The sequence below is a fragment of the Bacillus sp. AK124 genome (assembly GCF_053903085.1).
The window spans coordinates 572,939-597,788 of the sequence record NZ_CP096378.1; the positions used below are offsets into that span (position 1 = coordinate 572,939).

General features: G+C 44.1%; 21 protein-coding genes and 1 pseudogene. 18 read left to right on the forward strand and 4 right to left on the reverse strand.

All coding sequences use genetic code 11. From position 1 onward, the window contains the following. Window positions 1-9: 9 nt before the first annotated feature. Together M1E06_RS02740 and tagU are read right to left on the reverse strand one after the other, a co-directional pair. Window positions 10-1,162: pseudogene (locus M1E06_RS02740) on the reverse strand (IS3 family transposase). A gap of 110 nt (window positions 1,163-1,272) precedes the next feature. Continuing rightward, window positions 1,273-2,193, reverse strand: a complete 921-nt coding sequence (tagU, locus tag M1E06_RS02745) for a polyisoprenyl-teichoic acid--peptidoglycan teichoic acid transferase TagU (protein ID WP_020453136.1) — start codon at window positions 2,191-2,193, stop codon at window positions 1,273-1,275. Between the two features lie 198 nt (window positions 2,194-2,391). On the opposite strand from tagU, the gene M1E06_RS02750 reads away from it, so the two are divergent. The 14 genes from M1E06_RS02750 (at window position 2,392) to M1E06_RS02815 (ending at window position 18,405) form a co-directional block, all read left to right on the forward strand. Beyond that, window positions 2,392-2,712, forward strand: coding sequence for a hypothetical protein (locus M1E06_RS02750; RefSeq protein WP_020453135.1), 321 nt, complete (start codon window positions 2,392-2,394; stop codon window positions 2,710-2,712). Between the two features lie 29 nt (window positions 2,713-2,741). Further along, entirely contained in the window at window positions 2,742-4,886 is a 2,145-nt protein-coding gene (locus M1E06_RS02755) for a SpoIID/LytB domain-containing protein (protein ID WP_041817336.1), read from the forward strand. A gap of 84 nt (window positions 4,887-4,970) precedes the next feature. Beyond that, window positions 4,971-6,458 carry an N-acetylmuramoyl-L-alanine amidase gene (locus tag M1E06_RS02760; protein ID WP_041817334.1) on the forward strand — a complete coding sequence of 496 codons (1,488 nt, stop codon included), beginning with the start codon at window positions 4,971-4,973 and terminating at the stop codon, window positions 6,456-6,458. Window positions 6,459-6,686: 228 nt separating this feature from the next. After that, on the forward strand, window positions 6,687-7,346 hold the full coding sequence (locus tag M1E06_RS02765; RefSeq protein ID WP_020453132.1) for a sugar transferase: 660 nt from the start codon (window positions 6,687-6,689) through the stop codon (window positions 7,344-7,346). Between the two features lie 23 nt (window positions 7,347-7,369). Further along, window positions 7,370-8,809: a teichuronic acid biosynthesis protein TuaB gene (gene tuaB, locus M1E06_RS02770; RefSeq protein WP_095323731.1), complete on the forward strand. Its 1,440-nt coding sequence runs from the start codon at window positions 7,370-7,372 to the stop codon at window positions 8,807-8,809. A 22-nt stretch (window positions 8,810-8,831) separates the two neighbouring features. Further along, window positions 8,832-10,010 (forward strand): teichuronic acid biosynthesis protein TuaC, encoded by a 1,179-nt coding sequence (gene tuaC / locus M1E06_RS02775; protein WP_095323730.1) that lies wholly within the window; start codon window positions 8,832-8,834, stop codon window positions 10,008-10,010. 189 nt (window positions 10,011-10,199) lie between these two features. After that, a complete protein-coding gene (gene tuaD, locus M1E06_RS02780) occupies window positions 10,200-11,540 on the forward strand; it encodes a UDP-glucose 6-dehydrogenase TuaD (RefSeq protein WP_279325185.1) in 1,341 nt (446 codons plus the stop codon). A 17-nt stretch (window positions 11,541-11,557) separates the two neighbouring features. Further along, window positions 11,558-12,487: an NAD-dependent epimerase/dehydratase family protein gene (locus tag M1E06_RS02785; RefSeq protein WP_095323728.1), complete on the forward strand. Its 930-nt coding sequence runs from the start codon at window positions 11,558-11,560 to the stop codon at window positions 12,485-12,487. Between the two features lie 63 nt (window positions 12,488-12,550). Further along, window positions 12,551-14,005, forward strand: a complete 1,455-nt coding sequence (gene tuaE / locus M1E06_RS02790; protein WP_020453127.1) for a teichuronic acid biosynthesis protein TuaE — start codon at window positions 12,551-12,553, stop codon at window positions 14,003-14,005. Between the two features lie 41 nt (window positions 14,006-14,046). Next, entirely contained in the window at window positions 14,047-14,721 is a 675-nt protein-coding gene (gene tuaF / locus M1E06_RS02795; RefSeq protein ID WP_095323727.1) for a teichuronic acid biosynthesis protein TuaF, read from the forward strand. A 29-nt stretch (window positions 14,722-14,750) separates the two neighbouring features. Then, complete coding sequence (gene tuaG, locus M1E06_RS02800) at window positions 14,751-15,509, forward strand: teichuronic acid biosynthesis protein TuaG (protein WP_026580179.1); 759 nt, start codon at window positions 14,751-14,753, stop codon at window positions 15,507-15,509. Window positions 15,510-15,530: 21 nt separating this feature from the next. Next, window positions 15,531-16,718, forward strand: coding sequence for a teichuronic acid biosynthesis protein TuaH (gene tuaH / locus M1E06_RS02805; RefSeq protein WP_229029879.1), 1,188 nt, complete (start codon window positions 15,531-15,533; stop codon window positions 16,716-16,718). 130 nt (window positions 16,719-16,848) lie between these two features. Continuing rightward, window positions 16,849-17,913: a glycosyltransferase family 4 protein gene (locus tag M1E06_RS02810; RefSeq protein ID WP_020453123.1), complete on the forward strand. Its 1,065-nt coding sequence runs from the start codon at window positions 16,849-16,851 to the stop codon at window positions 17,911-17,913. A 108-nt stretch (window positions 17,914-18,021) separates the two neighbouring features. Beyond that, window positions 18,022-18,405, forward strand: a complete 384-nt coding sequence (locus M1E06_RS02815) for a YunG family protein (RefSeq protein ID WP_020453122.1) — start codon at window positions 18,022-18,024, stop codon at window positions 18,403-18,405. A gap of 52 nt (window positions 18,406-18,457) precedes the next feature. Here the strand turns inward: M1E06_RS02815 and M1E06_RS02820 are convergent, their stop codons facing one another. Then, window positions 18,458-19,537 (reverse strand): LCP family protein, encoded by a 1,080-nt coding sequence (locus M1E06_RS02820; protein WP_020453121.1) that lies wholly within the window; start codon window positions 19,535-19,537, stop codon window positions 18,458-18,460. A 14-nt stretch (window positions 19,538-19,551) separates the two neighbouring features. Then, the gene (locus M1E06_RS02825) at window positions 19,552-20,190 is read right to left on the reverse strand and encodes a YigZ family protein (RefSeq protein ID WP_023856394.1); all 639 of its coding nucleotides are present in this window, start codon (window positions 20,188-20,190) and stop codon (window positions 19,552-19,554) included. A gap of 222 nt (window positions 20,191-20,412) precedes the next feature. Between M1E06_RS02825 and M1E06_RS02830 the strand changes: the two genes are divergently transcribed. The 4 genes from M1E06_RS02830 to M1E06_RS02845 all read left to right on the forward strand — a co-directional run bounded on the left by M1E06_RS02830 (window position 20,413) and on the right by M1E06_RS02845 (window position 24,821). Beyond that, window positions 20,413-21,570 (forward strand): sensor histidine kinase, encoded by a 1,158-nt coding sequence (locus M1E06_RS02830; protein WP_020453119.1) that lies wholly within the window; start codon window positions 20,413-20,415, stop codon window positions 21,568-21,570. Between the two features lie 81 nt (window positions 21,571-21,651). Then, the gene (gene degU / locus M1E06_RS02835) at window positions 21,652-22,341 is read left to right on the forward strand and encodes a two-component system response regulator DegU (RefSeq protein ID WP_003185730.1); all 690 of its coding nucleotides are present in this window, start codon (window positions 21,652-21,654) and stop codon (window positions 22,339-22,341) included. Window positions 22,342-22,460: 119 nt separating this feature from the next. After that, window positions 22,461-23,303, forward strand: a complete 843-nt coding sequence (locus M1E06_RS02840) for a DegV family protein (protein WP_020453118.1) — start codon at window positions 22,461-22,463, stop codon at window positions 23,301-23,303. 123 nt (window positions 23,304-23,426) lie between these two features. After that, window positions 23,427-24,821 carry a DEAD/DEAH box helicase gene (locus M1E06_RS02845; protein ID WP_020453117.1) on the forward strand — a complete coding sequence of 465 codons (1,395 nt, stop codon included), beginning with the start codon at window positions 23,427-23,429 and terminating at the stop codon, window positions 24,819-24,821. Window positions 24,822-24,850 lie beyond the last annotated feature (29 nt).

Consider the following 24,850-nt stretch of genomic DNA (forward strand, 5'->3'; position numbering starts at 1 on the left):
AAAACACCTTTATACAGCCAATTGCCGATAGTTTACTGGTGATTGGTTGTTTAGTTTCGTTTGAATACGAATATTGTTATAATAAAGAATGTATTCTTTGACAGTGCGTTCTACGATGGTGGTCGTAGTTCGATCAATGCTGTTAAGGTAGAACGTTTCAGACTTTAGTGAGGAATGAAACGATTCGATGGAGGCATTATCAGCGGGCGTCCCTTTGCGGGACATGCTCATGGTAATGCCTTTTATATTAACTGCTTTCTGATACTCATAAGATGTATACACAGAACCTTGGTCACTATGTAACACGCAGTTCTCAGGCAGTGTTGGCAGCTGATCAAGTGTGTCTAAGACAAAGTCTGTGTCCTGCTTATCCCCAATCGTAAAAGCAATTACTTCTCCATTGTATAAATCTAATATACTGGAAAGAGGTACAATTGTTTCTGTCCATAAGGCAAATATGTGATGTCCGTCACTAGTTTTTCAAGAGGGCGATCAGACTGAAAGTTCCGATCCAATATATTATCGACCACGGCATATGGCTGCCCATTCTTCTTGCGCTTTTTCACCTTAACCTGGCACTGCCATTGATTTTTCTGCATAATACGTTGAACCGTTTTATGATTAATACGCATTCTCTTTTTTAGTATGGCTGTGATTTTTCGATATCCATATCGATACTTGTGCTCTCGGCACAACGTGCCGATTTGTTTTTCCAAATGGCGCTTGGGATGATCTTTCGTCAGATTCTTCTTCCAACGATAATAAGATGCTCGAGAGATACCTAAATGAATACAGATATCCTGCACGGTCATTGTGCGGTGCAATCCTTCTACAAGTTCGACTGACGTTTCGCTATCAACTTCCTTTCCAATTCGTTGTACTTTTTTAACACTTCATTCTGTTGTCTTAGATAACGATTCTCTGCCTGTAGTTTCTCTAATTCGGAAGAATACTCCGGACCTTTTCCGTAAGTGTATTGCTTTCCAACAGGCTGTTCGAATCGATGCGTATCCCCAGCCTTATACCATCTAACCCATGTCTGAACCTGTGTCTTATTCTTAATATTCAATTTCTGCATGATCTCTTTCATCGGCACTCCTGCCAATCTCATTTCTACAGCCTTCCGTTTGACTTCAACCGGATAACTCATTCTTGTCCCCATAGAAAAAACACCTCCACGTCTTATTTCGGATAACAACTATCCGTTTTCAAACTTGAAGGTGTTTTTTATTTGTCTCGTCTTATGGGGTCAGTCCCTTTCAGGAAGCTTTTTTATTTATTAAGGCTTTCTTTCAATTCGGCGGTAATGTCGGACAGGGAACTTTCATCGGCTTTGTAATAATAGATTCCGTTGATTTTTGTGCCGTCGCCTTTCAGCTCATGCTGAATGACTTTTGAGCGGGCTTCCTTATAGCCGGATTGAATATCCCACATATCGTCAAACGTGAGATTCGTTTTAACGTTGTTTTCGATTACTTTGAACATATCTCCGAATTTCGTAATGGATGATATATTGGCGCCTTTATTAATGATTCCTTCGATAACCTGACGCTGTCTGTTCTGGCGCCCGAAATCGCCGTTCGGGTCCTCTTTCCTCATTCTCGTATAAGCGAGCGCTTCTTTTCCATTCAGCGTAATCTCGCCTTTGCCGAATGAATAGCCGTCATATTTGAAAGCGAACGTACTGTTCACGGTAATGCCGCCAAGCGTATCTACGACATCCCTGAAACTTTCCATGTTCACTTTAACAAAATAATCGACTGGAACGTCGAGAAAGTTCTCAACCGTGTCAACCGTCATTTGAACACCGCCGAATGCGTATGAATGGTTGATTTTATCCAATTTGCCTTTACCGATAATTTCAGTATACGTATCCCGCGGGATGCTGACCATTTCAGTCGTTTTCGTTTTCGGATTCACCGTCATATAAATGAGGGAGTCTGCGCGCCCCTTATCACCGTCCCGTTCATCGACACCCATGAGAAGCACGGAAAACGGGTCATGGTTATCAATATCAACTTCTGAATCGCGTTTTTTTGACTTGTTAATATTTTCATGAATACTCGCCACAGTAGATGCCGCTTTATGCCATAAATAATAGGCATAACTGCCTGTGCAGAGGACAAAAATTCCAAGCAAAGCGATAATGGTATATAGAATTTTTTTCTTTTTCTTTCTCTTTTCAGCTCTCATATAGCCCTCACCTTTTATATAGTCTACTTTGATTATAAGTTTCTCACAATTCGAAAACAACAAAAACTTATATGTGTCCTTTTGGATAGACGAAATCATTAGAAAAATGTTTCAAAAAAACCAATCAATCTGCAAAATTTTTCGCTATAATTAAAGAATCTGTTGGAATTTGTCGATAAAAAGGGAGAGGTGAAGAAGATGAAAAAACTCATAGTTCTAACATTATCAATGCTGCTTTTGTTGTCAGCCTGCGGCACTTCGGGCCAATCGGAGGACAAGTCAAGCTCAGACAATAAAAATGCGGCATCTGAAGAAACCATAACTAAAGAAGGTTCATTTGCAGGGTTGGCTGACAGCCACACAATAGCGGTGAACATCGATGGCAAAGAAACAACGCTTCAAGTCGGTGAAGATCTTCAAGACAAAGTCAATTCCATTGAAGAAGGCAAAAAAGTCGAAGTCCAATATACAAAAGGCGAAAATGGCGTTTTGGAGCTGAAAAGCATCGAAACAAAATAAATAGCTGAATCAAGGGGGTTCATAACGTTTTGAAAAAGATGAAGCTTCTGCTTCTGTCGTCAGTAACTGCTGCAGCTCTGATGTTTACGCAATCTGCCCAGGCTGCCGACAAAACCATTTCGGTAAAGTTAAGCAATTATTTAGGCAATAAATCAAGCGTTGATGTCAGCATTACCGGCGCATACGAAATTCCGGGCTCGGGAATCGCCGCGACAGAGCGGTACGGCGGGGCGACCCGCTTCGATGTGGCAAACAATGTCGCATCTGTCGGATGGACGAACCCGAGCACTGTCGTGATTGTCAACCGGGACGCTTTTGCGGACGCACTTTCAGCAACTCCGCTTGCAAAGAAGTACGATGCGCCGATTCTATTAACGGATGCGGGTACGCTCACGGCGAAAACCGAAACTCAAATTGCCAAGATGAAGCCTGATAATATCTTAATTATCGGGGGAACAACGAGCGTTTCCAAAAATGTTGAAAACACGCTGAAAAAGTATGGGGCAATTAACCGCATCGGCGGCGCCAACCGCTATGATGTCTCCAAAAACATCGCGAGCCGGATGGGGTCTTACAACCAGGCGATTGTTGCCACCGGTCAAGTCTTCTCCGACGCGCTGTCGATCGCGCCTTATGCGGCAATGAACGGTTATCCGATACTGCTCTCAGGGAATAATACGATCCGAAGCGATTACAATATTCCGAGCAAGGTTACGATCGTCGGCGGTCCGGTGAGTGTCAGCACAGGTGTTGAAAACACATTAAAGAAAAAAGCGGCTGTTACCCGCATCGGCGGAGCGAACAGATACGAAGTGTCGGCGAATATTGTCAACACGCTTAACATGAACGCATCAAAGGTTTTCATGTCTAACGGAACAACTTTTGCGGATGCGCTGGCCGGTTCCGTCCTTGCAGCCAAACAAAAGCATCCTTTGCTGCTTGTCCAAGCGGGCAGCCTGCCGACTCCTGTTGCAGATGTAGTCGCGAAAAAAGGAACACAATCTTTTGCTTTGCTTGGAGGGACCACCTCGATCACGGATTCATTGAAAAATAGTCTGGCAGATATGCTTACCGGAGACGGATATTCTGTTAAACTATCGAGCGGAAAGCTTGTGCTCTATAAAAATAATAAAGCTGTCAAAACGCTTGGGACGTCGTTTACGGCATCACCTAAAAAATATTCGACGTCAAATTCCATCAGTATCAACGGAAGGCCTTATCTGGGCAAAATGAAGTTTACGATTGAATCAAACAAATATGTTCGTCCGATAAACGAAAACATTCCGTTCGAAGATTATTTAAAAGGTGTTGTGCCGCACGAAATGCCGGCAAGCTGGCAGACGGAAGCGTTAAAAGCCCAAGCGGTGGCGGCGAGAACATATTCGGTCGGTTCCGCAGGAAAAGTAGTGGCCGACACACAAGCGTTTCAGGTTTACGGCGGATACGACTGGAATTCGAAGACATCCAGCGTTGTAAATGCCACAAAAGGACAAGTTTTAAAACATAACGGCAATTTAATTTCGGCCGTTTACTCATCAAGCAACGGGGGATATACGGAAGCAAGCGCAGAGGTATGGGGCGGCAATGTTCCATATTTAATCGCCAAAGCGGATACATATGACCCGAAAAACAGCTGGTCGATGTCTTTGAATAAAACGCAGATCAATACCAGCGGCTTAAACCTAAAGAGCCCTGGCACATGGTGGAATACGACTAACGAAACGAATTCCGCCTATTTATCGGGACTGAAAAGCTGGTTTATTACCAATAAATATCCTAGTGCAGAATCCATTAAGATCACGAAAATCTCAAGCCTGACCCTGAGCAGCGCGAAAACTGCCGGTCAGCGGCCGAAAACAGCAGAGGTGAAGTTTTCTTACTTTGTCAAAGAAAAACCAAACGGCTATGTTCTGTCAAACGGAAGTCTCTCGGAAAAAACAGCGACGATTTCCGTGACGACGACTCAATTAAGATCGATGCTGGGCGGCATGAATATGAAGAGCACGTATGCTTCTGTATCCAACCATACGAACGCTTTTAGTCTCAGCGGTAAAGGATTCGGCCACGGCATCGGCATGAGTCAGTACGGAGCAAATGCCAGAGCTGCTGCCGGGCACGATTACAAGAAAATCTTAAGTTTCTATTATCCAAATACGACTCTATCAAGCTATTAATAGAGTTAGAACAGGAGGCAGCAGTGCCTCCTCTGTTCATGTTCAGAGGAAAACATAACATTTACATTTTTGGAGGTTATTTTTTTGAGGGTTTTTCTTAAAGCTGTACCTATGTTGTTGTTAGGGTTCTTTTTGTTTATACCTAATGTATTTGCAGCCAACTCTGTCACAAGATTAGACGGTGCAAACCGCTATGATGTCGCGGTGAATGTTTCCAAACAGGGATGGACTAGTGCAAGCACTGTCATTGTTGCAAATGGAAAGGCATATGCGGACGTCCTTTCAGCGACTCCATTTGCTTATCGAAACAACGCGCCTGTCCTATTAACAGAAGCGTCCAAATTGCCAACAGCCACTAAAAATCGAATCAGTCAGTTAAAACCTAGCAAAGTGATCGTAATCGGCGGAACCGTCAGCATTCAAAACGGCGTCGTAAGCGAGATTAAAAAACTTGGTGTGTCATCTGTCGAACGCATCGGCGGTGCAAATCGCTACGAGGTAGCGGCAAATATTGCGAATAAGCTGCCGAAAAATTCAAAAGCTGTCATCGCAAACGGAACGGCGTATGCCGACAGCCTTGCGATCGGCGCATATGCCGCGAGAAACGGCATCCCGATCCTCTTAACATCTTCCAATTCGATACCGACAGCGACAAAAAATGCGATGAAGAGCAAAGGAACAACATCAACCATTGTCGTAGGTGGTGAGGTCAGCATCTCCAGCAGCGTATACAAACAGCTTGCTTCTCCGACGCGGATCGGCGGTAGCAACCGCTATGAAGTCGCGGCTAATGTCGTCAAGAAATACTATTCTTCTGCCAAGAGTGCAATTATAAGCAACGGCTATGCGTATGCCGACGGATTAACAGGATCTGTTCTGGCGGCTAAACAAAACCGTCCGATGATGTTCACGAATGCATCATCTTTGCCGACACCGACAAGAGAAGTAATCGGGTCTAAAAACATGACGACGTTTACCGTGCTCGGCGGAACGGTGTCTCTTCAATCCAATGTCGTGTCACAGCTGAAGAATCCGATCGTCGGCAAAAAAATCTTCATTGATGCAGGGCACGGAGGTACAGACAGCGGTGCTGTCGGCAACGGTTTATATGAGAAAAAAGTGAACCTTGATGTCGCAAAATTAATTAATACGAAACTATCAAACGGCGGTGCTCTGCCAATTATGGCGAGAACGAACGACACTTATCTGACGCTCGCACAGCGCGTGTCAAAAGCGCAGTCAAATCATGCGGATTTGTTTGTCAGCATTCATGCAAACTCGGCAACGCCTGCTGCTTCCGGAACAGAAACCTACTATTATACAACATATGAATCTGCCAACAGCAAAAGGCTGGCAACCGAGATTCAAAACCGTCTCTATGTTGCATTGAATACGAAAAACCGCGGTGTAAAAATCGGCAACTTCCATGTCATCAGGGAATCAAAAATGCCAAGCAGCCTTGTTGAACTTGCGTTTATCAGCAATGTAAGCGATGCGACAAAATTGAAAAGCTCGACTTACAAAGAAAAAGGCGCTAAAGCGATTTATGACGGAATTGTTGCTTACTATTAAAATATAAAGAAATTCGTTTTTCGGAAAAATTGCCTATGCTGCCTTTGTTTTGTCTTTATAATATAGTATGATATTTTTGTTGAATTAAAGACAAAACGGAGGCGGTGCATTTTTAACATAAAATCAATGAATTTACTAATTTTAATAACTCCTTTACATTGTGTTTACGTTCGTATGCTACACTGACGAATAGATCAAACAGTAACATACTAATCGAGGTGTATGCTAGTGAGTATCGACAAAAGTTTAAGAATGTACAATGAATATTCAAGCCAGCAAACTTATTCCTGTGCTCTATCAAAAAAAGCAGTACGTTATTTATATATGAAGCGGATAATGGATATCGTCCTTTCCTTGATTGGGCTCGCTCTTACACTGCCGTTTATCCTGCTGTTTTGTATATTAATCTGTATCGAAACACCGGGTTCTCCGTTATACCGGCAGGAACGCGTCGGAAAAGACGGAAAGCATTTTAAGGTGATCAAGCTGCGTTCTATGAGAATTGACGCAGAAAAATCCGGTGCGAAATGGGCGCAGAAGGATGATCCGCGCATCACTGCAGTCGGGTCTTTTATAAGAAGAACAAGAATCGATGAACTTCCGCAGCTGATCAATGTTCTGGCCGGAGATATGAGCCTTGTGGGACCAAGGCCTGAAAGACCGATGTTTACCGCTCAGTTTCACCATGAAATTCCGGGATTTAAAAACCGCTTAATTGTTAAGCCTGGGTTAACGGGACTTGCACAGGTAAACGGAGGCTATGATATCGGTCCGAGAGAAAAATTGGTGCACGATCTGTATTACATTCGGAATTTAACGTTTCTTCTCGATTTGAAGGTTATGCTGAAAACGATTAAAGTAGTATTAACCGGCGAAGGAGCCAGATAATACGAGGAAGTTAGGAATATGCTATGTCTACCATTACGAAACAAATATTAAGCGGTGCAAAATGGACAAGTGTTTCAACTTTGATCGTCACGGTCATTCAAATTATACAGTTTGCACTGCTCGGCAATATCATGACAATTGCCGAATTCGGTTTGGTCGGAATGCTGACCACCGTAACGATTTTTACACAAATTGTACTCGATATGGGATTCGGGGCCGCTTTAATTCAAAAGGAGAACATCAGTGAACGCCAATTATCGACCTTATATTGGCTGAATATCCTAACGGGCATCCTTTTGTTTATCGGCCTCTTTTTCCTGAGTCCGTTCATCGCAGACTTTTATCAGCGGGACGAACTGGTTTTTCTTGTGCGGATTTTGGCCGTCATGTTTTTGATCGCCCCGGTCGGCCAGCAGTATCAATATATGCTGCAAAAAGATCTGAAGTTTAATGTGCTGAGCAAAATAGAAGCGGGTGTCACCGTTTTATCATTTGTGCTCCTGCTCGTTTTGGTTTTTCTGATGGATCCGATTGTGGCCTATGCATTGTCACAAGTTTTTCTTAATTCGGTTAAAGGCATCATGTTTTTTGCTGTATATTTAAAAAAATGGCGTCCTTCTCTCGTCTTTGCGTTGGGGGAAGTGAAAGAATTTTTCTCGTTCGGCGCGTTTCAGCTCGCTTCAAGGCTTGTAAACAGGCTTGGCGCCAATATTGACATGATTTTGATCGGACGGTTTCTCGGTGCGGAAGCATTGGGAATCTATAACCTGGCGTATCAAATTATTACGATTCCCGTATTAAAAATCAATCCGATCGTGACACGGGTAGCGTTTCCCGTCTTCTCAAAGAATCAAGGGAACAATCAAACGCTGCGCGAAGGCTTTTTAAATATGACAAAGCTTCTCTCGCTGATTTCATTCCCGCTTCTGATCGGACTGATGACTGTTTCAGATTTATTTATTGAAGTCGTCTTCGGAGAAAAATGGCTGCAGGCCGTACCGGTTCTGAATATCCTCGCGATTGTCGGGCTGCTCAGGGTTTTGATGAATCCGAACGGATCGGTTTTGCTGGCGAAGGGGAGAGCAGACCTGGCATTTTATTGGGACAGCGGGATCATGCTCCTTTACGGGCTGTCTCTTTATGCGGCGGTATTAACGAAGGATTTGACGATCACCGCCTGGACCTATGCAGCGATCAGCCTGATCAATTTCTTTATCGGCAGATGGCTGCTCAAATATGTCATCCAGCTGAAGATGGGCGAATATTTCAGAACCGTTGGAAAACCGCTGGCCTTGACGCTGCTCATGGCATTGCTGGCTCTTGTCTTGAGCGTCGGCAGCAGACATCTGCTTCACGGCGCCATGCTTCAGCTGGCAGTTTCCGTCGGAATCAGCGGAATTTTTTACGGTTTTCTGGTCAGTAAATTTTATCGGCGGGCTATGAAGATCCAATTAGGAAGATGACAGCAGAAAGGGCGTTTCATCATTGAAGGTTCTTTGGATTACCAGTGTTTATCCAAGCAATCAAAAACCGGGAGAAGGCGTTTTTCATGAAACACAGGTTCAGGCGCTGCAGATGCAGGGCGTTGATGTGGCGGTCATATGTCCATCACCTGTGAACCCTGCTCCCCTCAGGCTGCTGAAAAAAAAATACCGTCAAGCACGAACAATCCCGGAATATGAAGAAAGAAAAGGCATCCCGGTCTACAGACCGCCGTATACGGCTCTGCCTGGACAGCTAAAATGGGCTCAGCCGCATCGCCGGATTGCAAAGTCTGTATTGAGGACGATCGAGAAGCACGGGCTTGCGCCGGATCTTATCCATGCCCATTTCGCGATGCCATCCGGGGGTGCCGCTGCCGTTGTTTCACAGAGGCTGAAAGTTCCTTATGTTCTGACTTTGCACGGAAGCGATGTCAATATTTATCCCCAATACAGCAAAGGCGCATTTCGAGCATTTGAAACAGCTGTGCATTCCGCGGCAAAAGTTCTGGCTGTCAGCGATGAGCTGAAAGCCAAAACAAAAGAAATGACCGGTGCTGAATGCTCGGTTCTTCCTATCGGCGTCAACCTGGACCGGTTTCAAAAACCCTCCGCTTCAACATTTGAATTGAGGGAGAAATTCGGCCTGCCGAAAGACAAAAAATTGCTGACGTTCGTCGGCCGCTTGGTGAAAGGAAAAGGAGTAGCCGAGCTGGCGGAAGCGGTCAAGCAGCTTGATGACAGCTACAGAGCTGTGTTCATCGGCGATGGACCGGAGAAGCAGCACATTCGTCAAACGGCCGGTGAAAAAGCGATATTGACGGGGCAGGTCGCAAACCATGAGATATCAGAATATCTGGCTGCATCAGATCTGTTTGTGCTCCCTTCGTATTCTGAGGGGATGCCGACTGTCGTCATTGAAGCGCTCGCCCTCAAGGTTCCGGTGCTTTGTACGGCTGTCGGAGGTGTTCCGTCTTTATTCGGGAAACACGAACATCTGCTGATTAAGCCGCGCTCGGCTTCCAGCATAACAGAAGCTGTCAAAGGTTATTTGGAAGGCGCAGATTGGCAAGAAGACATCGCTGAAGAGCTGTATCAAACGGTACACGATGATTATGACGCCTTTGAAAATGCCGGCAAGTTGCTGGATGTGTATGGAGATGTTGCCGAGAACAAAAATTAAGTTGGGATCTGTCGGTTAATATGCGTATGAGTGTTGAATATAATACTGTTTAAACCCATTTATTTGCGTCTAAGCTAATAAAAATAAGAATTGGGAAAACGGAAAACCCAGATTTTTTCAATAGAGAAGAGATAAAGATCATTACCTAAATCATGCTATTGGATTTGAAGGGTCAGCTGAAAGAAGGGAATGATAATGTTGAAAAGAATCGCTGTCATTGGAACGGGATATGTCGGGCTGGTGTCTGGAACTTGTTTTGCCGAAGTGGGAAACTCGGTTGTCTGCTGCGATATTGATGCAGAAAAAATAAGAGGACTCTCAGCAGGAGTGATGCCGATTTATGAAAACGGCCTAAAAGAACTTGTGGATAAAAACGTAAACGAAAATCGCTTATTTTTCTCTACTGATATTCCCAAGGCGATTGAAGAAGCAGAGATTATTTATATTGCAGTCGGAACGCCGATGTCGGAAACAGGGGAAGCAGACCTGACATTTGTCAAATCTGTTGCCGAAATGATCGGGAAGCATCTGAACGGCTATAAAGTCGTCGTCAACAAAAGCACTGTCCCTGTTGGAACAGGAAAGCTCGTACAAGCCATTATAGAACGCAATTCAAAAGGGGAATTCCCTTTCGACGTCGTTTCGAATCCGGAGTTCCTTCGTGAAGGAACAGCTATTTACGATACAATGAATATGGAAAGAGCCGTCATCGGTGCGACAAGCGAAAAGGCTGCTGCGATTATTGAAGAGCTCCATAAGCCTTTTCAAACGAAAATCGTCAAGTCTAACCTTGAAAGTGCAGAAATGATTAAATACGCTGCAAATGCATTTTTGGCTACAAAGATCTCGTTCATTAATGATATCGCGAATATTTGTGAAAGGGTCGGAGCTGATGTATCAAAGGTGTCTGAAGGTGTCGGACTGGACAGCAGAATCGGCAATAAATTTTTGAATGCCGGAATCGGCTTTGGCGGCTCTTGCTTCCCTAAAGATACAATGGCTTTATTGCACATCGCGAAGTCAGTCGGCTATCCTTTTAAAATGATTGAAGCCGTTATTGAGACGAATCAAAAGCAGCGCGCCCACATTGTGCAAAAGCTCCTTGACGTGTTTGGCGATTTAAACGGCATGACCATTTCGGTTCTTGGGCTGGCATTCAAGCCGAATACAAACGATATGCGCTCGGCGCCGTCTCTGGATGTCATTCCAATGCTGAGAAGTCTTGGTGCTAAAGTCAAAGCGTTTGATCCGATAGCTATACCCGAAGCGGAAAAGCTTCTCGGGGATCAAGCCGTTTACAGCGAAGATCTGTACGAGACGATTCAAGATACGGACGCTTGCGTCATATTGACAGAGTGGCCGGAAGTACAGAACATGGATATTGCCAAACTTAAGTCAACCTTGAAAAACCCCGTCTTGATCGATGGACGTAATATATTTGAAATTGAACAAATGAGAAACGAAGGTATGATCTATCATTCAATCGGCCGGCCGGAAGTACAGGGAGAAGGAATCCTGACCAACGTATAAGCAACGGGGGGATAACAATGGAAAAAGTACTAGTGACAGGCGGATGCGGATTTATCGGCTCGCATATCGCTGAACAGCTTCTGAAAGAAAATTACCGGGTTTCAATTCTTGACAATTTAACTACGGGACACCGCTCCAACATTGAAGGTCTCGCGGTTGACTTTTATGAGCAGGATATAACAAAGCCGGAAGTCATCGACGTCATCAAAAGCATTGATCCCGATTATATTATTCATTTAGCTGCACAAGTAAGCGTGGCGGAGTCTGTCAGCGATTTTTTAAATGATGAAAACATCAATATCAGGGGATCGCTCCATATCATTAAGGCAGCGGGTGAATGCAGCGTGAAAAAGATCGTCTTTGCATCATCAGCAGCTGTTTATGGAGATCCTGAATATCTGCCTGTCGACACCCGTCATAAAACAAATCCAGGCTCACCCTACGGGCTGACGAAGCTTACGGTAGAGAACTATTTAAAGCTGGCCTATGATTTGTATGGAACCGAGTATTGCATTTTGCGGTACAGCAATGTATACGGGCCGCGCCAGGACGCAAAAGGAGAGGGCGGCGTCGTATCGATTTTCTCCGATTTGCTGACAAGCGGCAAGGCTCCGGTGATTTTTGGAGACGGAGAACAATCGCGCGATTTTATTTATGTCGGTGATGTGGCTTCCGCCAATATCAAGGCGCTCAAAGCTCAATCAAACGTTTGTTTAAACATTTCGAACGGCTTTTCGATCACAGTCAATGAGCTGTTTGCAGAGATGAAAAAAGCGACGAACTCGGCGCTGTCTCCGATTTATCAAGATGAAAGACCGGGGGATATCCGCCACAGCACACTGTGTAATGAAGAAACAAAGAAAATTTTAAACTGGGAACCAAAAATGCCGCTCGCTGAAGGAATGGAAAAGACCATTTCATATTATAAAAAAGAAATGAATATGTAAATCACTGGCTGCTGGCTGATGTCGGCAGCCCTTTTCCAGAAAGAAGCGGAAGGAGGGGGAAAAATGAGTCTCAAACGTTCCGCGGTCAATGTTTTGGTTTGGCTCGCCGCATTGACCGCAGGGTTAGCATTCGTTGTATTGGCCCAGTCCAATGCAAAAAAAGTCTTGTTAGCATGTCTGATTTTGATTGCGCTGACTTTGATCATTGTGCTCCGGAAGTATTTGTCGTCCGAGCAATTGCTGATGCCCGTATTATATCTGCTCATCGCTGCAACATTTGCCAACAATGCTTTTTTTACGATTAAATTGGGCTTTTTCAGCCTGTTTCCATATCGAATTCTTCTGATTCTGGCAGGGTTCTTATTCATAGCGGAAATGTTGAAAGGCAGCCAGCACCTTGAAAAGTGGAAGCAGGTGCATGTTAAAGGCATTCTGATGTTTTTCACGTTTTGGTTCTGCTATGGAATGATTTCGCTGCTTTGGGTCAAGTCTGCTACTGAGGGCGTAAAATATCTGTTCCTATTGGCAATGGGAATGTTTTTTGTTTTTCTGATTGTTATGTTTTTTCAAAAAATGGATCGAATTCTCGCGTTTTATTACATATGGTTGGTCATGACCGTATTTTTAATGGTCATCGGGTTTTACAACCACTTTACATTAAACCACCTGCCGAGCTCGACCCTTTATAACGGGCCGCACTATAAACAGCACTATCCGACATCCGTCTTTTTCAATCAGAATGACTTTGCGACATTTCTATCCATCAGCTTTTTCTTTTATTTATCTTTTTTCAAAAACATTAAAAACAGCTATTTAAAAATAGCGGGGCTGCTCCTTGCGTTCTGTTCGGCCTACTTGATTTTCCTGACAGGATCAAGAGCCAGCATCCTGGGAATTATAGCCGGACTTGCCGTTTATGCGTTTATTTTGCTGCCGAAGGTGCTTAAAAAATGGGCGCTCATCGCCGCAGCTGCAGGATGTATCGCTTTTGTCACACTGTTTGCAGGAAAGATCACCGGAGCTTTTTATACATACTTTTTGGCTCCGCAAACTACACACGATTTCAGCGAGCCGCTGCCATCCAATGTCGCCAGGGCAAACTTGTTGAAAAACGCTGGGCATTATGTGCTGGATACTTACGGATTTGGCGTTGGCGCCGGCAATGTACCTTATTATTTGGAACATCACGCATTGTTCGATACAGACCGGGTCGTGGAGGTTCATAACTGGCTCGTAGAGATCATGACGAATTTTGGAGTTGTGATGATGCTTGGTTATTTAACGATGTACATTTATTTAATAACCGTGCTTTACCGATATTATAAAAGATCGCTTGGAAAGCGGTACAAGCTTCTCATTGAAGGTTTGACAGCCGCGCTCGTCGCCTTCCTTGTATCAAGCATCAGTCCGAGTTCCGTCTCGAATCTATATTTCCATTGGGTGTTTCTCGCCCTTGTGATTGCGACGGTTAATACCTTTAGAGTCAGCGGAACGGATGAAACCGAACAGTATAGGTGATTTTTGAAAATCGAATTTAAAAACAGGGAGAAATTCATGTGATGAATTTAATCAAACGTATTGCTGGTAGAGTGAAAAAGTTTATTGTGGCGATTATTGCGCTTCCTCTTATTCTTGGTCTTGTCGGCTATTTTATGCCGAAGGGGAGCGTTGCTCCGTCCGATTACACGGCTACTGTAACGATATCAACCGGGAACTATGGAGAAGCGAAGTACAACAATGCAAAGCAGGTGCCGCTGCTGTTGAAAAACGAAGCTTTTTTAAAGGACATTTTCCCGGATATGCCTGAAGAGGATCTGGCGCAGTTGAAAGACGATCTGGCGATTGAAATCAGAACGGATTCACTTTTTAACTTAAGTTATACAGGACCTGACAAACAGAAAACATTGGATACTTTAGGAAAAGTTAAAGATGCCTATATGAAAGGCGATAAGGCGCTGTTTTCAAAAAGGGAAGAAGTCCTCGAAAAGAATATAAAGGCGCTTGAAGGCGAAACAGTCAGCGCTGATTCCAAAGTTGATAAACAGCGGTTTTTGTATGAACTTGAAACAAGCAAGCTTGATATGAAGGCTGCTGAAGAAATTGAGCCCTTGATCGTGCTGGATAACCAGGCTGCCGGCATGTCGCCTAAAAAAAGAGCGGTATTAGGCGTACTGATCGGTTTAGCGCTGTCGTTTTTTATCATTGTCGTTCCGGAAGTATTCAGAGAACGTTAAATTTTTAATTGGGGATGTGGATCAGGACCATGACGAGGCAAAAACCTTTAATCTCTGTCATTACGCCTTCCTATAACGCGGAGGAATTTATCGAAAAAACCATTCAGTCCGTCTTAAATCAGACGTTTTCCGACTGGGAAATGATCATTGCCGATGATTGCTCAACAGATGGGACAAGAGACATTTTGAAGCGCTATGAAGAAGATGATGAACGGATCCATGCCATTTTTCTGAAAGAAAATCAAGGCGCTGCAGCAGCTCGAAATGCAGCGCTCAGCAAAGCCGAAGGGCGCTATGTCGCCTTTTTGGACAGCGATGATGTGTGGAAAGCAGAAAAGCTGGATAAGCAGCTTGCCTTTATGAGGAAGCATCAGCACGCTTTCACATTTACGGCATACGAGCTGATCAGCCAAGACGGCGAACCGCTTCATAAAACCATTCATGCACCCGTCAGCCTTACATATGATGATGTATTAAAAAATACGATTATCGGCTGTTTGACGGTAATGATTGACAGAGAGCAAACGGGTGATATCCGGATGCCGAATATCAGAACCCGTCAGGATTTGGCGACATGGCTGTCCGTATTAAAGCGAGGATTCAAGGCATTCGGTTTGAACGAACCCCTCGCCGAATACCGCATCGTTGAAACATCGATCTCCAGAAACAAGTGGAAGGCGGCGCGAAAAACCTGGTATGTGTACAGGGAAATCGAACGCCTTCACTTGATGAAAGCGACATGGTGCTTTTTCCATTACGCTAAGAACGCAGTCATGAAAAGATTATAACGGCATTGACAGAAAAGGTGATTGAAAGTGAAAGCAGATCAAGTCATACACGTCATAGTAGCGACAGGTGAATGGGGACAGGATCAGCTAAGGTACAGAAGGCACCGCCTTGCTGAGTTTTTGGCTGGCCGCAAGGAGACGAAGGAAGTCATTTGGGTCTGTCCGTCTGAAAATCCTTCCCGAGAGACATTTACATTGCTTGACAACGGAATCAAGCAATTTGCAGTCAAAGATTTTTTGAAAAAGAAAATATTCAGGTTTGCCCGCTACAAGGATGTTTTTTATAAAAGCAAGCTGAAGCCGCTGCTTGACCGGCTGAAAGAAGACGTTCAGGGGGAAAAGGTGTGCTTATGGTACACATTCCCCGGTTTTCCGCTGCTGTCATCACTTTATCAGTGGGATCAGGTCATCTATGACTGCAGTGACCTGTGGGCGGCGCCGATCAGCGGAAGCCAAAGCCTTGTCTCAGGATTCAGGCAAAAGGTTATTTTTGAAGCTGAAGGCAGAATCATTAAAGCTGCTGATACGATTTTTTGCACTTCTGAATATTTGCACCAAAACGTAGCAGACCGGCTTCAAGGAGAGACAAAGCCGGTTTTTACAATCGAAAATGGTGTGGAATACAGCTTGTTTGCGAAAAATAAGCAAAAAGCCGATGTATTGAACGGAAGGGAAGGCACCGTCCTCGGCTTTATCGGCGGAATTAAGCCGAAGCTCGATTTTAAGCTCATCAAAGAAGCTGCCAAAACCAAAAAAGAGTGGACGTTTTTATTTGTCGGTCCTGACGGGACAAACGGAGATGAAGATTTTAAAGCGCTTCTTGAAGAAGAAAATGTCATTTGGACGGGGCCCGCTGCGCCGTCGGAAGTACCGGCTTATATGAATGTAGTGGATATCGGGATCATGCCGTATAAACCGTCGCCATATAATAATGCGGTATTCCCTTTAAAGCTGTTTGAATTTTTGGCTGCCGGAAAGCCTGTCGCCGGTATGAACCTTCCTTCAACAAAAAAGGTTGAACAGGAACACGTTTACCGTCATCTAACAGGAAACGACCCCGTTGAATTTACAGCGCTGTGTGAAGAGCTGGAGCTTGCGCATGATGATGTCTCCCATGTGGAACTGCGCAGAAAGATCGCACATGAAAGAGACTGGCATCATTTATTTTTATCGATGCTTGATAAATTGAACTTGAATAAAGATGCATAATTTGCGGCGGGGGATATTAATTCATGATGTTTCTTTTGGCTGGAGCTTGTTATAATAAATAATGAAATTGTATAATGAAAAGGTATGATCTTTAATACGACCAGACTTCATTTAAAAAGGAGACTTCCTTATGTCTTATGAACGCACTGTACTTGCGTTTTTTGTCTCTCTCATTACTGTTTTAATTATTACTCCGCTTGTCAAACGTCTAGCAATCAAATCCGGGGTCGTGGATCAGCCGGATAAACGAAAGATACATGATAAAGTAATGCCGAGAATGGGCGGTTTAGCCATTTTTATAGGAGTATTGACCGGTTCGCTTGCCGGAGGCCTTTATGAAAACAGAATAACAGCAATTACACTCGGTGCTTTTATGATTGTCATTTTGGGCATTGTAGATGACAAACACAATTTAAGCGCGAGAATTAAATTTATCGTTCAAATATTAGTAGCCTGCATCATCGTCAGTACAGGCTTGAAAATGGAATTTTTATCGATTCCATTTTGGGATCTTCGCTTTGATTTGGGGTGGCTCGCATACCCTCTGACGATTTTATGGATCGTCGGGATCACCAATGCCATCAACTTAATCGACGGATTGGACGGACTGGCTGCGGGTATATCCGTCATCGGCCTTTCGACGATTGCCGTCATGGCTTTTTCTGCCGATAAAATCTTGATCTTCTCTCTGTCGCTGGTTGTCATCGGAAGCACGATCGGCTTTCTGTTCTATAACTTCCACCCGGCGAAAATTTTTATGGGAGACACGGGCTCGCTCTTCTTGGGCTATGTGATCTCGGTTCTGTCGCTTCTCGGACTGTATAAAAGCGTGACCCTGTTCAGCGTCGTCATTCCAATCATTATATTAGGAGTGCCGATATTTGACACGACATTCGCGATCATCAGGCGGATTTTAAACAAACAGCCGATTTCGGCGCCCGACAAATCGCATATTCACCACAGGCTGATGGCCTTTGGCCTGTCCCATCGGAAAGCCGTCATCGTTATTTATTTAATTGGCATCGTCTTCAGCCTGAGCGCCATTCTTTTAAAAACCGCGACGCTCTGGGTGTCCATCTTCATCATCTTCGGCTTAATCCTGTTCATGCAGATCATCGCAGAAGTGACAGGCCTTGTAAATGAGCAGTACAAGCCCTTTACGAAGTTTTACAGGCGGATGGTGAAGAGGAATTAATGCGCACAAAAACCCCTGGATTCCAGGGGTTTTATTATTGCTGCAACTCAGGAAGCCTCACAAGCGGTTGGTTGATTAACTAAAACTCTATGAGAAGGAGGATTTTTTATGGATGATCATCACCTTGGACAGATCGAACAAATTATGAAAGCACTCTATAAATCCTGGTCTTCAGATTCAAGTTCAAAATGGAGTCAGGATAACCCTGCGAAGGGACAATGCGGCGTAACCGCCTTAATCGTAAATGATCTATTAGGTGGAGAAATAAGAAAAACAAAGCTGCCTGAAGGGTGGCATTTTTATAATGTTATCAATGGTAAAAGATATGATTTAACAATTTCCCAATTCAAAGAAGACATCCTGTATATGGATGTTCCCTCAAATAGAAACGAGGCATTCTCAGATACCAACGAAAAACAGTATAACTATTTAAAACAAAGTGTTATCAATCAATTGTCTTTTTCAAAAGAAAGGGGAACCCTTAATATATAAAGAGTTCCCCTTCATTTTATTCGATTATGAATTTCACATTCAACAGAGCCAATCAATAAGAAGAAGCAGCAGACGATTCAGCTGAGCTGTCTGTCCCGTCAGCGGTTGCGGAAGATTCAGACGATGTTCCGCTTGAATCAGCGGTTGAGTCCGGGTACAAGTGATGGGTCAATTCATTTTGCACGTTTGCAAGGTTTTGCTGGTCAGGCTCAAAGTAGTAAACATCAGCGATCGTAAGATCTTTTCCTGTGATGTTTAATGTTTTTATATCATCACCAGCAAAGCCGCTGTAGATTTGCTGAAGCGCCAGAGCCTGTGTAATTTTGAAGTTTGTCTGAATGTTTTTGCTTGCTTTTTGGGCTATTTTATCAATTTTAGCGAGGTTTTGCGGTTTTGAGATTTGATCAAGAACGGCTTTTAAGATTTGCTTTTGTCTGTCGTTTCTCCCGAAATCTCCCCGCTTATCCTGTTTTCTCATCCTTGCGTAGGCAAGAGCTTCCTCTCCATTTAGATGCATGTTCCCTTTTTTAAAATAGATTCTCTTGGATTTGGAGACATCGCTTTTTTCGCTGAAATCAAACGGGACGTCAATATCGATTCCGCCGATTTCATCGATGACATCTTTGAACCCGTCAAAATCGACTGTGGCATAGTAATCGATCGGGATTCCGAGGAAGTCCTCTACCGTCTCGATTGTTTCATCCTTGCCGCCTTTTGCATAGGCCGCATTTATTTTTGTTTTTGTGCCGGCTGTGTCACTGGCCAAATGCACCCTTGTGTCCCTCGGAATGCTCAGCATTTTCATCGACTTCTTTTTAGGATCGAGCGTCACGACAATCAGGGAATCCGTCCGTCCGTGCTCGCCGTTTGTCGAATAATCTTCAACTCCCATAAAAAGAATCGAAAACGGCTTTTTTTGAATATTAACGACATCGTCCCTGAGCTTTGACTTCTCTCCGCGTTCAAGCTCATCATAAGTGCCGTCAGCAGCGGAAATCGTGTTAATAATTTTATATATGCCCACTCCGCCGACTACGAGAAGTGCGAGCAGCATAAGGACTATAAACCGTTTAATCAGCTTTCTCTTTTTATTCTTTTTTTTTCGCACTTTCACTTTAATACGCTCAGCCATATAATAATTCTCCTTTAATTGTTAAAAGCTTCTTCCAAATAAACTTGAATGCCTTCTCTATTCTCACTCTTGCCATTTGTTAATTCGGTTATCCATTCCGTAAATGCCTGCTTTTCACTTTCCTTCACATACGTTTCAAATTCGACATCGTCGGCATAATGAATGTCTTTTATTTGATAAGGGGACTCGCGAAGCTCGTTTTCAAGCTTGCCGAGCCATGTATAGTTCACTGTCGTGTGCATCACCCGCATCAGCTTTCGTTCGACAACGCCGACATGGTTCAGCCCCTCTGACACGGATTTTCCATAAGCCCGTATCAGCCCTCCAGCGCCGAGTTTAATACCGCCGAAATACCTCGTCACAACGGCGCACGTATCTTTAAGGTTGCGTTTCTTCAAAACTTCAAGCATCGGAACTCCAGCTGTCCCGCTCGGTTCTCCGTCATCATTCGCTTTTTGAATTTGATCATTTTCTCCTATGACGTAAGCCGAGCAATTATGCGTCGCATTCCAATGCTGCTTTTTTATGTGATTGATAAAGTTCTGTGCTTCTTCTTCAGTACTGACGCGGCTCAAGTGACATATAAACCGGGATTTTTCAATCACGATTTCATGGGTCCCTTCACCTGCAACAGTGAGATAACTTTGCAGCATGCCTGCTTACCTCCTGACAAGCCATGCGGCTGTTCTCCTAAAAATCGAACAGACTTAGAATTTTGGCGCGTATTTTGTTATGATTAAATAGAAATGGATCGGTAACCATAAAAAGACCAAAAAACCAGAATACGCATTCTTTCATTATAATTCGACACGAATTTCAGTTCAATGAAATTTATGATAAAAGTAAATGACAATGCTGTTACGGAGGGAAAATGGGTGAGTGTTTCCAAAATGGACTCCAAAGTTTTAGATTCAATCATTATGAAGATGTTAAAAACGGTTGATGGGAGCAAGGATGAGGTCTTTCAAATCGGAGAGCAGTCCCGTCAGCAATATGAAGGCTTGGTAGAAGAGCTGAAGCAGATTAAACAGCAGGTCAACGAAGTCATCGATCTTGGAGACAGGCTGGAAGTGCATGCCCGCCATGCGCGAAACCGCTTGTCTGAGGTCAGCAGAAACTTTCATAAATTCAGTGAAGAAGAGATTCGCGAAGCTTATGAAAAAGCCCACAAACTGCAGGTTGAACTGACGATGATCCAGCAGCGTGAAAAGCAGCTGAGAGAGAAGCGTGATGATCTGGAACGGCGCCTTTTGGGGCTTCAGGAAATCATCGAGCGTTCAGAAGGGCTTGTCAGCCAGATTACCGTCGTCTTAAACTATTTAAATCAGGATCTGCGCCAGGTTGGCGTTCTCCTAGAAGATGCGCAGGCCAAACAGGATTTCGGACTGCGGATCATCGAAGCCCAAGAGGAAGAAAGAAAAAGGGTCTCAAGGGAAATCCACGACGGCCCTGCGCAAATGCTGGCCAACGTCATGATGAGATCTGAGCTGATCGAACGCATCTTCAGAGACAAAGGAACAGAAGAAGGCTTTCAGGAAATTAGAAACCTCCGGCAAAACGTCAGAAATGCTCTTTATGAAGTCAGAAGAATCATTTATGATTTAAGACCGATGGCTTTAGATGATTTGGGATTGATACCGACGCTCAGAAAATACTTGAACACGATCGAAGATTATCATGGAAAAGCAAAGATCCATTTCCAATGCATCGGAGAATCCGAAGATAGAAGAATAGCACCGCGGTTTGAGGTTGCACTTTTCCGGCTTGCACAGGAAGCAGTGACAAACGCCTTAAAACACTCCGAATCAACTGAGATTCATGTTAAAGTAGAAGTGACAAAAGATTTTGTGACGTTGATTATCAAAGACAATGGAAACGGCTTTGACTTAAAAGAAGTTAAAGGCAAGAAGAACAAATCTTTCGGTCTGCTAGGTATGAAAGAAAGAGTCGATTTGCTCGAAGGTTCAATGACAATCGATTCGAAAATAGGTCTTGGGACATTTATTTTGATTAAAGTTCCGCTGTCTTTGTAAAGATAATTGTAAAATAGAGACAAAAGACATATTGACCATAAAAGCGGTGTGTTTAACAATGAGAATGGGGAGGCGTAGCTTGTGACTAAAGTAAATATTGTAATTATTGACGATCATCAGTTATTCCGTGAAGGTGTCAAACGGATTTTGGATTTCGAACCTACCTTTGAGGTAGTGGCCGAAGGAGACGACGGAGATGAAGCGGCTCGCATTGTCGAGCACTACCATCCTGATGTGGTAATCATGGATATTAATATGCCGAATGTAAACGGCGTAGAAGCGACAAAACAACTGGTCGACTTGTATCCGGAATCAAAGGTTATTATTTTATCTATCCATGACGATGAAAACTATGTTACACATGCATTAAAAACAGGAGCCCGCGGCTATCTGCTGAAAGAAATGGATGCCGACACGCTGATCGAAGCCGTGAAAGTTGTGGCTGAAGGCGGATCTTATCTGCATCCTAAGGTTACTCATAATCTTGTGAATGAATTCCGCCGTCTTGCAACAAGCGGTGTATCATCTCACGCTCAACATGAAGTGTATCCGGAAATCCGGAGACCTCTTCACATTCTTACCAGAAGGGAATGCGAGGTTCTGCAGATGCTGGCGGACGGAAAAAGCAACCGCGGAATCGGCGAATCATTATTTATCAGTGAAAAAACGGTTAAAAACCATGTCAGCAACATCCTTCAAAAAATGAATGTAAACGACAGAACGCAGGCTGTCGTTGTAGCCATTAAAAATGGCTGGGTAGAAATGAGATAAAGGTGGACTTGCCATAAGGCAGGTCTTTTCTTTTAGCAGAAAATCAAACTTTATAATGAAAAAAGCTGCTTTTTCTTTTAGAATAGAAAAGAGTATCTTTCATAAGGAAGGTTTATTTCATGAAAACAGCAGTAGTAACAGACAGTACGGCATATATACCTAAAGACCTGCGTGAGCGCTACAATATTTATATGATACCTCTCAATGTGATCTTTGGAGAGACTTCATACAGGGAAGAAATCGATATGAGCTGGAAGGACTATTACAAAGAAGTAAAAGCTCACGAAAATCTCCCGACGACTTCCCAGCCCGCATACGGCGAGCTGATTTCTCTCTATGAAAAACTCGGGGAAACATATGATGCGGTCATCAGCATCCACCTTTCCAGCGGCATCAGCGGAACATTCAACAGCGCTGTATCAGCACGCGGTATGCTTGAAGGAATTAAAGTGTATCCGTTTGATTCAGAAATCAGCTGCATGGCTCAAGGTTTTTATGCGATCGAAGCGGCTGAGATGGCGGAAAAAGGAGCGGCTCCGGAAGAAATCATTCGCCACTTGGATCATATGAAAACCTCAATGAGGGCTTATTTTATGGTTGACGACCTTTCGCATTTGCAAAGGGGAGGACGCCTGAGCGGCGCCCAGGCTTTTGTCGGAAGCCTTTTAAAAGTAAAGCCGATTTTGCATTTTGAGAACAAGCTGATCGTTCCCTTCGAAAAAATCCGGACGAGAAAAAAAGCGATGAACCGTTTATTTGAGCTTTTTGGCGAAGATGCCGAAAAAGGAAAGCCGTTGAGAGCGGTTGTGATTCATGCCAACCGTGAAGAAGAAGCCGATCAAATAATCGAAGAATTGTCGCAGCAATACGCACATGTCGAATTTTATAAAAGCTATTTCGGGCCTGTGATCGGCACCCACCTTGGTGAAGGAGCAATGGGTATCGCCTGGTATACAGTATAAAAGCCAATCTCCGTTTTGCAAAACGGAGATTTTTTCTTTTTCTACGGTTTTTGAGGGAGATTTTAAGATTTTGACTGTTTTACAAGAAAACATGGATGATAGATACTGAATGGCAGATTGGAGGTGATTCACATCGAACATCCGGCATCCTATTCCTGTGAATTGCGGTCATGTTTGGAGCAGCGCCACCTTCTGAAAAGCGAACTTTCTTTTCCGGAACCTGTCATTGATTGGCATATCCAAGAAGGCCTGATAAAAACGGAGGAAGGCATTAAAAAAACGAAGAGAGGCTTTGTTTGCTTGAGGTGCGGCCAGCACGAGCGCTTCTGTTTCGCTCGATATCCTTGCTATAGGTGCAATAAATGCTGCGTGTACTGCCGAGCCTGTGTCATGATGGGCAGGGTGAGCGAGTGTACGTCTCTGTTGACTTGGCGTGGACATGGCAGACATGAATGGGCGCCTGTTTACACGGAGTGGAAAGGCGTACTTTCAGCCGGTCAGGAAAAAGCGGCAAAATCTATTATCGATGCTATACGCAGGAAAGAAGAGCTGTTGATCTGGGCGGTTTGCGGATCGGGAAAAACGGAACTTCTTTTTCAAGGGATCGAATTCGCGCTGAACAACGGTTTGAGAGTATGTATCGCCACTCCGAGAACAGACGTTGTGCTTGAGCTTGAACCGCGGTTTCGCCACGCCTTTCCCGGGATGGAAATCGCCGCTTTATACGGAGGAAGCCCAGACGTTGGAACTCTCTCGCCGCTTGTCATTTCAACTACCCACCAGCTGCTCCGCTATAAAGAAGCATTTGACGTGATCATCATAGATGAAGTGGATGCTTTTCCGTATTCTATTGATAATACGCTGCAATACGCTGTTAAAAAATCGGCAAAACGGCAAAGCGCACATATCTATTTAACCGCCACGCCTTCTAGAGATATGAAGAAAAGGGCTGAGAGCGGAAAGCTGCACACCGTCCGTATTCCCGCAAGATTCCACCGCAGCCCGCTGCCTGAACCTACATTGATTTGGTGCGGAAATTGGGAAAGGGGTTTGAAACGAAGAAAAGTTCCTTTACGCCTCAAAAAATGGCTTTTTAAGCACCAGGAACTGCAGCATCCGGTTTTTCTGTTTGTTCCCTCTATCCCTGTTCTTAAAACCGTGGTCAGTCTGCTGAAAAAGGAAACATTTCGCGCAGAAGGAGTCTATGCCGAAGACCCTGAGAGAAATGAAAAAGTGAACCGGTTTAGGAAAAGTAAGCTTGAGGTGCTCGTGACGACAACGATTTTGGAAAGAGGTGTAACCGTCAAAAAAGCACAGGTTGGAGTATTGGGGGCAGAGTCGGCTGTTTTTTCGGAAAGCGCTCTTGTCCAAATGGCCGGCAGAGCCGGCAGGCATCCTGAGCACACAGATGGAGACGTCTGTTTCTTTCATCACGGTAGGACAAAGTCGATGAATGCGGCACGACGTCATATTCAATATATGAATAAACTGTCTAAAAAGGAAATGTTGATTGACTAGTCTGATATTCATGGTAAAGTATACCTATG